This is a genomic window from Flavobacterium succinicans LMG 10402 (genome assembly GCF_000611675.1).
Taxonomy (GTDB): domain Bacteria; phylum Bacteroidota; class Bacteroidia; order Flavobacteriales; family Flavobacteriaceae; genus Flavobacterium; species Flavobacterium succinicans.
Genome location: NZ_JATV01000010.1, coordinates 155,325 through 168,120, shown reverse-complemented (window position 1 = coordinate 168,120; position 12,796 = coordinate 155,325). Strand labels below are relative to the sequence as shown.

At 33.4% G+C, this 12,796-nt stretch carries 11 protein-coding genes; 9 read left to right on the top strand and 2 right to left on the bottom strand.

The window, feature by feature from the left end; genetic code table 11:
* Position 1: 1 nt before the first annotated feature.
* On the bottom strand, positions 2-2,689 hold the full coding sequence (locus AO58_RS17235) for a putative LPS assembly protein LptD (RefSeq protein WP_051536703.1): 2,688 nt from the start codon (positions 2,687-2,689) through the stop codon (positions 2-4).
* 132 nt (positions 2,690-2,821) lie between these two features.
* Here AO58_RS17235 and AO58_RS0111510 point away from each other — a divergent pair, with 132 nt between their 5' ends.
* The 7 genes from AO58_RS0111510 to bshA all read left to right on the top strand — a co-directional run bounded on the left by AO58_RS0111510 (position 2,822) and on the right by bshA (position 9,556).
* Positions 2,822-3,964, top strand: a complete 1,143-nt coding sequence (locus AO58_RS0111510; protein WP_024981850.1) for an N-acetylmuramoyl-L-alanine amidase family protein — start codon at positions 2,822-2,824, stop codon at positions 3,962-3,964.
* Positions 3,965-4,012: 48 nt separating this feature from the next.
* The gene (locus AO58_RS0111505; RefSeq protein WP_024981849.1) at positions 4,013-4,978 is read left to right on the top strand and encodes an MlaD family protein; all 966 of its coding nucleotides are present in this window, start codon (positions 4,013-4,015) and stop codon (positions 4,976-4,978) included.
* Positions 4,979-4,984: 6 nt separating this feature from the next.
* Positions 4,985-6,316 carry a 4Fe-4S dicluster domain-containing protein gene (locus tag AO58_RS0111500; RefSeq protein WP_024981848.1) on the top strand — a complete coding sequence of 444 codons (1,332 nt, stop codon included), beginning with the start codon at positions 4,985-4,987 and terminating at the stop codon, positions 6,314-6,316.
* Positions 6,317-6,405: 89 nt separating this feature from the next.
* A complete protein-coding gene (locus AO58_RS0111495) occupies positions 6,406-7,197 on the top strand; it encodes a (Fe-S)-binding protein (protein WP_024981847.1) in 792 nt (263 codons plus the stop codon).
* Between the two features lie 12 nt (positions 7,198-7,209).
* Complete coding sequence (locus tag AO58_RS0111490) at positions 7,210-7,692, top strand: hypothetical protein (protein ID WP_024981846.1); 483 nt, start codon at positions 7,210-7,212, stop codon at positions 7,690-7,692.
* Positions 7,693-7,750: 58 nt separating this feature from the next.
* On the top strand, positions 7,751-8,353 hold the full coding sequence (locus AO58_RS0111485) for a phosphatase PAP2 family protein (RefSeq protein WP_024981845.1): 603 nt from the start codon (positions 7,751-7,753) through the stop codon (positions 8,351-8,353).
* Positions 8,354-8,422: 69 nt separating this feature from the next.
* On the top strand, positions 8,423-9,556 hold the full coding sequence (gene bshA, locus AO58_RS0111480) for an N-acetyl-alpha-D-glucosaminyl L-malate synthase BshA (protein ID WP_024981844.1): 1,134 nt from the start codon (positions 8,423-8,425) through the stop codon (positions 9,554-9,556).
* Between the two features lie 58 nt (positions 9,557-9,614).
* On the opposite strand, the gene AO58_RS0111475 is transcribed toward bshA, so the two are convergent.
* Positions 9,615-10,046 (bottom strand): hypothetical protein, encoded by a 432-nt coding sequence (locus AO58_RS0111475; protein WP_024981843.1) that lies wholly within the window; start codon positions 10,044-10,046, stop codon positions 9,615-9,617.
* 365 nt (positions 10,047-10,411) lie between these two features.
* Here AO58_RS0111475 and aroC point away from each other — a divergent pair, with 365 nt between their 5' ends.
* Together aroC and AO58_RS0111465 are read left to right on the top strand one after the other, a co-directional pair.
* A complete protein-coding gene (gene aroC, locus AO58_RS0111470; RefSeq protein ID WP_024981842.1) occupies positions 10,412-11,476 on the top strand; it encodes a chorismate synthase in 1,065 nt (354 codons plus the stop codon).
* Positions 11,477-11,522: 46 nt separating this feature from the next.
* Positions 11,523-12,776 carry a dicarboxylate/amino acid:cation symporter gene (locus AO58_RS0111465; RefSeq protein ID WP_024981841.1) on the top strand — a complete coding sequence of 418 codons (1,254 nt, stop codon included), beginning with the start codon at positions 11,523-11,525 and terminating at the stop codon, positions 12,774-12,776.
* The last annotated feature ends 20 nt before the right edge of the window (positions 12,777-12,796 follow it).

The window sequence follows — 12,796 nt, the reverse complement described above, 5'->3', positions numbered from 1 at the left end:
TTTATTGAAGTGCTTTGTCGTTTACTCTTCGTTTATTCCATTTAATATCACTTAACACACCAGATTTAATACCAATGAAGAAGTTCCAATTGGAATTGTCACCAAAAGGAGTCCAGTTGAAATCCATTCTCCAGCTCATTAAATCTCTTTCAAAACGAATTTGAGTAAAAGTGATTCCTTTTTGTACAAAATCATAACCTGTTGAGATACCTGCTTTCCATTTTGGGGTTAAATCTGCATTAGCAGAAATCATTATTGAGTTATTGATTATTTTTCGTTCTCTATTATTGTTTCCATAGGTTAAAGAGTAGGCAAAGGTCATATCCCATGGCAAAGCTGATTTAAAAAAGGTGGTGATTACATCTTCTCCATTGGATTCGTCGTCGGAGTCCTCAAATTGGCTTTTACGGTTCAATACATCATTGCTTTTACCAAATAAATCATCTTCTCGTCCACCATTACGTTTTACCTGACTATCATCTTTTTGTTTTTTGTCGAAATCGGTACTTGCTATGGAATAATTTAAAGTCATATTTGCACTAGTCATTCTAAACAAACTTCCTCCATTATTTATGTTATAGATGTTGACACGATTCCCAGAATTGTCAATTGCATAAGGATCTAAAGTGGCTCCGAAGTTAACTTGCATTTTGTCTTTAAAAAGCTGTGTTCCACCACTAACTCTAACTGCTGACCACGCTAAAGTGTTTTTCCCATCTGCATTAAGGTCATAACTAGTTGATAAATTCAAGTTGTTAAGCAACATGATTTTTTTGGGTTCTACTTTTGTACTATCACTATCTGTTACTTTGGCTTCAAAAGTGTTGCTTAAATCAAAACCAATGTTGTTAGAATTGCTCAAACGTGGTACGCCGTAAATACCACCATCAAATCGAGTGTATTGTTTAATCATTTTTCCACTAGCATCTGAGGCGTAAGTGTCATAATATTTCTCAAAACTAGGGGTGTAACCGTAAGAAATAGAAGGGCGCATGACGTGTCTTATGGACTTAATTTTTTTGTCCTCCCCAAAATTAAAAGTTCCGTAAATTGTTGTACCAATACTACTTGATAAAGAATAGGTTCTAAAAGCATCAAAACCATTTACAGTTTCATCTACTACTTTGCTCAAATCTTTGTTATAATATCTTTTTATGGTTTTCAAATACCAAACTTCTTCATAATTTGCAGATGCAGATGCGCTAAAGTGTTTAAAAATTTTGAAGTTGGTACTAATAGGTATACTATGTTGCATACCTACTTGCGCATCTTTAAACATTTGTGATTTAAAGAATAAAGAATCGTTCGTGACAAAGCTATTTCTACCATTCAAATTGTATTGCAAGTTGATGTTTTTGATGATGCCTTTTTTAAGTCCATCACCTTTTGCAAAAGGAAAAATTCTGTCCACACTTAACTGAAGTGTAGGTAACGTCATATTGATTTCGCTTGTTTGTGTATTTTGTGAATGCGTAGCAGATAATGACATTCGTACTTGTGGTACGGAATTGAAGGTCTTGGAATAAGAAACTGATGAACTTAAGGTATTGTTTAAGTTTGATCCTATGTTTTCAACATTAATCGATTGTTGAAAATATTTACTACTTCCTAAATTCACAGATGCTGAAAAACTCGAATTTGGATTAGATTTAGAGTCTTTGGAGTGTGACCATTGAATATTGTAGATTGATTGCTTAGAATAATCTGGATAACCTCGCTCACTATTAATTAAATTTTCAAATCTAAAATTAAAGTTACCTCTATAACTATAGCGTTTGGCATAGCTTGATTCTGCACGCATTCCATAACTACCATTGGTGTAATAATCGCCAAGAACAGTTAAATCATAATGATCACTTAAAGCAAAATAATATCCAAAATTCTGTAATGAAAAACCTCTTGCATTCGAATCATTGTAGCTAGGCAAAATAATTCCCGATACACTAGTTTCTTTACTCATTGGAAAATAAGCAAAAGGCAAGGCTAAAGGGGTAGGTACATCTGCAATTACCATATTGGTTAAACCAGTAATCACTTTTTTACCTGGAATAAATTTGACTTTGTTCGTTTGGAAATAATATTCGGGATTGTCTACATTTTTTGAGGTTGTAAATCGGGCGCCTTTTAAAAAATAGACGGAGTCATTTTCTTTTTTGGTAATCGAAGCTTTGATTTTAAATTCGCCTTGGTCGGACCTTGAATTCCAAATCAAGGCTTTTTTGGTTTTGAAATTAAAACGGATCGAATCAGGTTCTACTACGTTTGCTCCTTGTTTAAATACAGGATATTGAGTGTATTTACCGGTAGAATCTTTAATTCTGCCTGCATAAACTTCTTGTTTCTCGTTGTCCATAACTATGATACCTGACTGTAATTCTATGTCTTGATAATACAATTCACCCTTATCATAAAGCGTGATTAGGTTTTTCTTTTGGTCTCTTTTAACATAGTTTTGAGCTTTGTATCTTACTTTATCTTCTAAAAAAGGTTTTTTAGTTTTTAAAGTATCTTTTTTGATGGTATCAACTTCCGGAATAGACAATGCCTTAACATCTTTTTGCTGTTGTTTTGCAGTTTTTTTTGAAGGAATTGGAGTTGATTTTTTCTTTATATCCTGACAAAAGGCACTATTTGTTCCTGACAAAAGGATAAATGAAATTAAAACGATATTAAATATGTTTGTACGCAAAGGTTTTAATGCTATTTTTGTAAAAATGATGTATCAAATTTTGAAACATCAAACTTACATATATTTTTTTGCAAAAATAATCAATTAACAATATTATAGCTGTAGTCCCTTAATAAAATTAATTTTAAAATTATGAATACCAAGATTTTTATAAAAGTAATGTTTAGTGCAACCTTTCTTTTTCTTTCATTATTTTCTTATAGTCAGGTAGATGTGTTTAAAGTTGCTTTGGATGCTGGTCATGGTGGACATGATACAGGAGCTAAATACAATGGGAGAGTTGAAAAAGATGTGGCTCTGGCAGTTGTTCTTAAAGTAGGAAAAATACTTGAAGAAACTAAGCAAATAGAAGTTATTTATACTCGAAAAACGGATGTTTTTATCGAATTAAACGAACGTGCAAATATCGCAAATAAAGCTAAAGCCTCAATATTTGTTTCAATACACTGCAATGCAAACAAAAATACAGCTGCCGATGGTACCGAAACCTATGTGATGGGGGTTACAAAATCAGCTTCTAACTTAGATGTTGCACGAAAAGAAAATGCTGTAATTACGCTTGAAAAAGATTATAAGCAAAAGTATGAAGGATACGATCCCAATTCGCCAGAGTCTTTAATTGGTATGACTTTGATGCAAGAAGAATATTTGGAAAACAGCATTTCTTTAGCCTCAAATGTTGAAAATGAATTTGATAAATTAGGAAAAAAAATAAGAGGTGGTGGGGTAAAACAAGCTGGTTTTTTGGTGTTGCATCGAGCCTATATGCCAAGGGTGTTGATTGAAATGGGGTTCATCTCTAATCCTGCGGAAGGAGCGATCTTAGTTTCTGAAAATGGTCAAAATGATTTAGCTCAGGCTATTGCAAAAGCCATTATTGCATATAAAAACGATTTTTATGGAACTGCAATTTTTGATAACAACAGTAATCCAACAAATGTATCGGTAGCCAAAGAAGCAACCCCAGTTGTGGATGTACCTGTCATTAAAGAGGAAGCTAAACTGATAAGTAATCCTGTAAAGGGTACTGTTTTTAAAGTGCAATTATCAGCTAGTTATATGAATTTAGAATTGCATCCTAAAAATTTTAAAGGACTCACCGGTGTTACCATGGAAAAAGAAGATAATTTATTCAAATATTATTTCGGTGAAACTGCTGATTATTCAATAGCCAAAGAGCATTTGAAATCAGCTAAATCTAGTGGTTTTGAAACAGCTTTTCTAACCGCTTTCAAAGATGGAAAGAAAATAAGTATACAAGAAGCTATTAAATAAGCAGACTAGTTAATTTTTTTATTTTATTTTTGCGCAAAATCTTATATTTTGAAACTAACAAAAGAAATCAAAACGGCAATTATAGTAATTACCGCTATTTTATTATTTATTTGGGGATATAGTTTTTTAAAAGGACGCGATCTTTTTACTAACTACTCCACTTATTATGTTGAATATGATAATGTAGAAGGTGTTTTACCTTCATCGGCAGTAACTTTAAATGGTTTGTTGATTGGAAAAGTAGCATCAATCACAATTGACCAAAGTACGGGTAAACTTTTAGTAGAATTACAAATTAATACTGATTTTCCAATATCAAAATCCAGTACTGCTGTAATTTACGAACCTACTTTAATAGGTTCAAAGCAAATTGCAATACGTCCAAATCTTTTGGATAAAGAGCTATTAGAAAATGGGGCCAGATTAAAAGGCGGTGTAGAACTGGGTATGGCTGCTAGTATGAGCGAAAAATTGGTTCCGTTACAAGAAAAAATAGAGAAGTTATTAGTAAATGCTGATGCTATGCTTACGGGTATCAACAATGTTTTGGATCAAAAAGGGCAAGCAGATTTAAAAAATAGTTTGGCTGAATTGAATAAAACAATGGTTCAATTTCACAAGGCATCATCAAGTATTAATGGAATTTTAGATGATAACAAGCACCAGATAAAAGGAGTGGTTTCAAATTTCAATAAGGTTTCTAGTAATTTTTCAAAGATTTCGGATTCACTACAAAAAGCTGATCTTGGCAAAACTGTAACCGAATTAAATAAAACTCTTGCAAATGTAGACAAGATGATGGCTAATTTACAGTCAGGGAAGGGGACCATGGGTAAATTACTTACTGATGAAGCGCTGTATGCTAATTTGTCCAAAACTTCAAAAGAATTAGAGTTGTTGTTGCAAGATGTTCGTTTACATCCAACGCGTTATGTAAACGTTTCTGTTTTTGGAAAAAAAAATAAACCTTATATTGCCCCTGAAAACGACTCACTATTAAAAGCAAAAAACTAACTATTTATGAATTTTTTAGACAATGTTCTATTTGCCATAATCCTTGTAGTAGGATTTGGTTATTTTTTTACTAATGTAAAAAAGATCATTCGCAACATTAAATTAGGTACTGATATTGATCGATCTGACAATCCTAAAGAGCGATGGAAAAACATGGCCATGATTGCATTAGGACAATCCAAAATGGTTAAAAGGCCTGTTGCTGGGGTTTTACATATTATAGTTTATGTTGGTTTTATAATTATCAATATTGAATTATTAGAAATTATTATTGATGGCCTTTTTGGAACACACCGTGTTTTTGCTTTTTTAGGCGGAGCTTATGATTTTTTAATTGGTTCTTTTGAAGTTTTAGCAGCTTTAGTGCTTCTTGCTGTATTTGTATTTTGGTCTAGAAGAAATGTTATCAAACTCAAACGATTTCTTAGTGCCGATTTAAATGGGTATCCAAAAAATGATGCAAATTACATTTTATATTTTGAAGTCGTTTTAATGTCTTTATTTTTATTAATGAATGCATCAGATCTGCATCTACAGCAGGTTCCTGGCGGTTTTTCACATTTCATCAAAGCAGGTTCTTTTCCTGTTAGTCAATTTATAGCACCTGTTTTTGACGGGATGTCTAACGAAATCGTGATGTTATTATCAGAATTATTTTGGTGGTTGCATATTGTTGGTATTTTGATTTTCATGAACTATTTATATTATTCAAAACATTTGCATATTATTTTAGCCTTTCCAAATACCTATTTTGCTAATTTAAAACCCCAAGGTCAATTTGATAATTTGGCTTCGGTTACTACTGAGGTTAAATTGATGATGGATCCTAATGCTGATCCTTTTGCAGCTCCCGCAACTACTGATAGTGTTCCAAATAAGTTTGGTGCCAGCGATGTAATGGATTTAAATTGGGTGCAGTTGATGAATGCTTATACTTGTACCGAATGCGGTCGTTGTACTTCATCATGTCCAGCCAATCAAACTGGTAAAAAATTGTCTCCACGTAAGATCATGATGGATACAAGAGATCGCTTGGAAGAAGTAGGAAGAAATATTGACAAAAACAAAGGAGTGTTTGTACCAGATTCGATTTCGTTGTTAAACAATTATATTACTGCCGAAGAATTGTGGGCTTGTACCTCATGTAATGCATGTGTGGAAGAATGTCCAGTAAATATAAGTCCATTGTCAATTATTATGGATATGCGACGCTATTTGGTAATGGAACAAAGTGCCGCTCCAATGCCTTTGAATGCGATGATGACAAATATTGAGAATAACGGTGCGCCTTGGCAATACAGTCAACAAGATCGTTTGAATTGGAAAAACGAGCAATAATTATACTCTTTCAAAAAACACAAATAGTAAAAGTAAATTGATGATGATAGTTTAAATTTCAATTTATTTCATTTTATAAAACACAAATTATGTCAGAAAATTTGATTGTACCTACAATGGCCGAAATGTTAGCGCAAGGAAAACAACCAGAAGTGTTATTTTGGGTGGGCTGTGCAGGAAGTTTTGATGATAGAGCAAAAAAAATCACCAAAGCTTTTGTTCGAATTTTGAATCGTTCTAATGTTTCATTTGCGGTTTTAGGTGCGGAAGAAAGTTGCACAGGTGATCCAGCCAAAAGAGCGGGAAATGAATTTTTATTTCAAATGCAGGCCATGATGAATATTGAGGTTTTGAATGCATATGAAGCAAAAAAAATTGTGACAGCTTGTCCACATTGCTTTAATACCTTAAAAAATGAATATCCGGAATTAGGTGGACATTATGAAGTGGTGCATCATACTGAATTTTTAAAATCATTATTAGATGATGGTCGTTTAACAATTGAAGGAGGTCAGTTTAAAGGAAAAAAGATCACATTCCATGATCCTTGTTATTTAGGTAGAGCTAATAAAATATATGAAGCTCCAAGAGCATTAATTCAGAAATTAGATGCTGAATTAGTTGAGATGAAACGTGCCAAAGCCAATGGTTTATGTTGCGGTGCAGGTGGGGCTCAAATGTTTAAAGATGCTGAAGCTGGTACTAAAGAAGTGAATATTGAAAGAACGGAAGATGCATTGGAGGTACAACCTGCTATTATCGCTGCGGGCTGTCCTTTTTGTAATACCATGCTCACTGATGGAATAAAAAATAAAGAAAAAGAATCTGAAGTAAAAGTGTTAGATATTGCTGAATTAATTGCAAATGCACAAGATTTATAAAACAAAATAATTATGTATCAAGCCTTTGATAGTTTACCAGAAGAATCCAAAATTTGGATTTACCAATCTAATAGAAAGTTTTCTGACACTGAAATGATCGAAATTGAAACTGCATTGCAAGCTTTTTTAAAGGAATGGGCTGCACATGGTACCAGTTTGGAGTCTTCTTATCTGTTAAAATACAATCGATTTATTATCATTGCGGTCAACCAAGAGGTGCAAGCTGCCACTGGTTGTTCCATTGATAGTTCTGTTGAGTTTATTCAGAGCCTAGAAAAAAAGTATAATGTTGATTTATTAGACAAAATGAACGTTACTTTTAAATTAGGAGAACATATTGCTTATAAGCCTCTACTTGATTTTAAAAAAATGGTAAAAGATAAAGCAGTTACAGAAAATACTATTGTTTTTAATAATTTAGTGAATAATATTCAAGAATTTAATGAGTCTTGGGAAGTACCAGCAGCCGATAGTTGGCATAGCAGATTTTTCTAAAACATTATAAACTAGATATTTTATCTAGTTTTTTTTTAAAATTACTATTTTTTCTTTCATGTCAAATCGTTTTTTGTTTTGTGCTTTTTGGTTTTTCGGCTTAGGTTTGTACGCTCAAAATTTTGATAGTACTATCTTACGTTCTATACATGTAAATAGAAATACAAATTTAGACCCTACATTTGAGCATATTACCAACAGTTATGCTGTGGTGAGTGTTGGAGCGCCTTTAGTGTTATATACGGCCGGATTATTAAATAAAGATAAGCAACTACAAAAAGAGGCTATTGGTATGGTGGAGTCCGTAGCAGGAGCAGTTTTTATGACTGTTGCTTTAAAAGAAACCATAAAAAGAGATCGACCTTTTGAGCGTTATCCTGAAATTCAAAAGTTGACATCTGCGGGTGGCTATTCCTTTCCTTCGGGGCATACCTCAATTGCTTTTGCTACCGCTACATCTTTGAGTTTGTCTCATCCAAAATGGTATGTAATTGTTCCATCTTTTATTTGGGCTTCCTCTGTGGGCTATTCAAGAATGCATTTAGGAGTGCATTATCCAACCGATGTTATTGCGGGAGCTCTAATAGGTAGTGGTTCAGCTTATTTGACATACAAAATAAATAAGTGGATCGACAAGAAGAAAAATAAGGAAGTTTTGTAATTCTTTTTTAATTTTCCTTAACTTCTAACTGCTCTTTTTTAAGTACATTCGTTACTTTAATTTAAATACATGAAAATAGCCATTGTTTGTTATCCCACATTTGGCGGGAGTGGAGTAGTTGCAACTGAATTAGGATTGGAATTGGCAAGACGTGGGCATGAAATTCATTTTATAACCTACAGTCAACCTGTTCGATTGGCGCTTTTGAATCCTAATGTGCATTATCATCAGGTTAATGTGCCTGAGTATCCTTTGTTTCACTACCAACCCTATGAGTTGGCTCTTTCGAGTAAGCTGGTAGATATGGTCAAGTTGTATAAAATAGAAGTATTGCATGTGCATTACGCTATTCCGCATGCCTACGCTGGCTACATGGCCAAACAAATGTTGAAGGATGAAGGAATCAATATTCCGATGGTAACTACGCTACATGGAACGGATATAACCTTGGTTGGAAATCATCCATTTTACAAGCCTGCGGTAACTTTTAGTATTAATAAATCTGATTTTGTAACCTCGGTTTCAGAAAGTTTAAAAGCAGATACATTAAAATTATTTGCTATTAAAAATGAAATTCAGGTAATCCCAAATTTTATTGATTTAGATAAGGAAAAAAAAGACCCAACTACGCCATGTCATCGTTCAGTAATGGCTAATCCCAACGAACGAATTATTACGCATATTAGTAATTTTAGAGGAGTAAAACGAATTCCAGATGTAATTAAAATTTTTGATAAAATTCAAAAAACAGTTCCTTCAAAATTAATGATGGTGGGTGATGGTCCTGAGAAAGAAAAGGCAGAACAATTGTGCTATGAATTAGGAATACAAGATAAAGTCATATTTTTTGGAAACAGTAACGAGATCGATAAAATTCTTTGTTTGACAGATCTTTTTTTATTACCATCTCAAACAGAAAGTTTTGGTTTAGTAGCGCTCGAAGCTATGGCGTGTTCTGTTCCAGTGATATCGAGTAATTCAGGTGGATTGCCGGAAGTGAATTTCGATGGTTTTTCTGGTTTTTTGAGTAATGTTGGTGATATTGATGCGATGGCCGAAAATGCAATCAAAATTTTAAAAGATGATGCCACTCTAATAAATTTTAAAGCAAATGCACTTGAGGTGGCTAAAAAATTTGATATAAAAAACATCTTACCAATTTATGAAGATCTTTACCAAAGAGCCATTCAAAAATACCAATAAAAAAAGGGAAGTTTTGTGTAAAACTTCCCTTTTTTATTATTCATTGGATATTCTCTGATTAGAATACAAATCTAACGTTTAATCCAAAACCTCCTGCATGGAAATCAGTGTCTTCAAGTACCCAAAGCGTAGGTCTCCAGTCAACACCAATTGCAATAGGAGCTCCTTTAAAACGATATTCAAGGCCTACTTCTCCACTAAGACCTAATAGAAAATCATCACCAATAAATGCAGATGGTCCAGCACCCATGTACCAGTTGAAAGATTCACTTCCTAGTGGTCTGTAGATAAAGTCATATAATGCTTCAACTCCAACACCTCCGTTACCGAAAGATACATCGGCGTGGATTCTACTAAATTTACCAGCAGAAAAAACAGCATCTACTGCTACATCATTACCTGTAACATCACCAAATCTAACCCCGATTTCTTGTGCATTTACAAAATGCATTGATCCCATAAATAATAATCCTAACAGAAATTTTTTCATAATTTTTTTATTAAATAATTAATAATATTTATAAATTCTGAGGCAAAATTAGTAAAAAAAAGGGATCTCCGAATTCATTATAAATATTTTAACCAAAAAAAGACATTAAAAAGTGTCTTTTTTGTAGATTTTCATTTGTTTTTTATTTGTTTTACTGTTAAAATAGTTAGATATTTTAAATGAATGAAGGTTTTTAAAATAACTTTAATTAATTATGTTTGTAATAAATATTGCTTTAATAATTGTTTTAAAAGTTAATTATTTAACAAAACTCCTTGTTTTTAATAAATTTAATATAACAAACTTGTTAAATTAATTTTTTTGTTTACTGCTTAAAACTTACATTTGTCCAAAATAATTTAGTTATGGCAGGAAATAGTTACGGAACAATCTATAGAATCACAACATTCGGCGAGTCTCATGGTGAAGCATTAGGAGGGATTATTGATGGATGCCCGTCTGGAATATCCTTGGATTTAGAAGCTATAGAGCTTGAAATGATTCGAAGAAAACCAGGGCAATCCGCTATAGTCACTCAGCGTAAAGAACCAGATGCTGTTCAGTTTTTATCAGGAATTTTTGAAGGAAAAACTACAGGCACTCCCATTGGATTTATCATCCCGAATACGAATCAAAAATCAGATGATTACTCACATATAAAAGATAATTATCGCCCAAGTCATGCCGATTATGTCTATGATAAAAAATATGGTTTTAGAGATTACAGAGGCGGTGGACGAAGTTCAGCCAGAGAAACGGCAAGTAGAGTGGTTGCGGGTGCCATTGCCAAACAAATGATGCCAGACATACGTTTTAATGCATATGTGTCATCTGTCGGACCACTTTTTCTTGAAAAGCCTTATCAAGAGATTGATTTTTCGAAAATAGAAAGTAATCCAGTACGTTGTCCAGATAAAGCCATGGCGGCCAAAATGGAGGAGTATATAAGAGAAATACGCAAACAAGGCGATACTGTTGGTGGCACTGTTACGTGTGTTATTCAAAATGTTCCTATTGGTTTAGGAGAGCCTGTTTTTGACAAACTTCATGCTGAACTCGGAAAAGCGATGTTGTCTATAAACGCTGTAAAAGGTTTTGAATTTGGCAGTGGTTTTTGTGGTGCAAAAATGAAAGGGAGTGAGCATAATGATCAATATAATGAAGATGGTATTACCAAAACTAATCTTTCTGGTGGAATTCAAGGGGGAATAAGTAATGGAATGGATATTTATTTCCGAGTTGCTTTTAAGCCAGTAGCGACCATCATGCAAACTCAAGAAACTATAAATAAAGATGGAGAAATTGTTGAAATGACGGGTAAAGGCAGACATGATCCGTGTGTAGTTCCTCGTGCTGTACCAATCGTTGAAGCAATGGCAGCTATTGTTTTGGCAGACTTTTATTTAATGAATAAAACCTATTCTAAATAGTTGCACTTTAAATACCCAGAACTAACTTAATCACCAAAAACTACTAATGGAAATAAAACAAACTTCAAAAAAATCATTTTTTAAAGGGCTAACAGGTCAAATTCTAATTGCAATGATTCTTGGAGCAATTCTAGGAATTTTTATTCATACGTCATGGGAACCAGAACACGCTCAAGAATTTAGTAACAAAATAAAAATATTGGCTACTATTTTTATTCGATTGGTTCAAATGATTATTTCTCCATTAGTTTTTACAACATTAGTGGTAGGGATTGCAAAATTGGGTGATGTAAAAGCTGTAGGAAGAATTGGTGGTAAAGCTTTGGCTTGGTTTTTTACAGCTTCCTTTATTTCATTGTTAATAGGGATGTTTTATGTAAATATATTGACCCCAGGGATTGGTCTTAATTTATCCAACATTGATGCAAGTACAGCAACAGAAGTAACGGGTAAAGCTCAGAGTCTTTCGTTTAATAATTTTATTGAACACATAGTTCCAAAAAGTATTATTGAAGCCATGGCAACCAATGAAATACTGCAAATTGTCGTTTTTTCAATTTTCTTTGGACTCGCTGCAGCATCAATTGGAAACCATGCTAAGCCAATTGTTGATTTTATGGATCGGCTATCTCATATTATCCTGAAAATGGTCAATTTCGTTATGAAGTTTGCTCCTGTCGGAGTTTTTGGTGCGATAGCTGGAGTATTTGCTGTTCGTGATTTTTCAGAACTTGCGTTTACTTACTTCAAATTCTTTGGATCTTTTTTAGTCGGAATTGCTACTTTGTGGTTGATTTTAATTGCTATCGGATATCTTTTTTTAGGAAAAAGGATGAAAACCCTTTTAAATCATATTATAAGCCCTTTGATTATTGCTTTTGGTACAACTAGTTCCGAAGCAGTTTTTCCAAAATTAACCGAAGAGTTGGAACGTTTTGGAGTAAAAGATAAGATCGTATCTTTTATGCTCCCGTTAGGATATTCTTTCAATCTCGATGGAAGTATGATGTATATGACTTTTGCAGGTATTTTTATTGCGCAAGCGTATGGAATTGATTTGGATCTACCTACTCAGTTTACCATGCTTTTGGTATTAATGTTGACAAGTAAAGGAATTGCAGGGGTTCCCAGAGCAAGTCTAGTGGTAGTTGCAGCAACTTGTGGAATGTTTGATATACCCGTTGAGGGTATTGCACTTATTTTACCTATCGACCATTTTTGCGATATGTTTAGAAGTGCTACTAATGTTTTAGGGAATGCATTGGCAACATCGGTAGTGGGTAAATGGGAAGAAGATTAAAATAAATAGTATTTATCTGT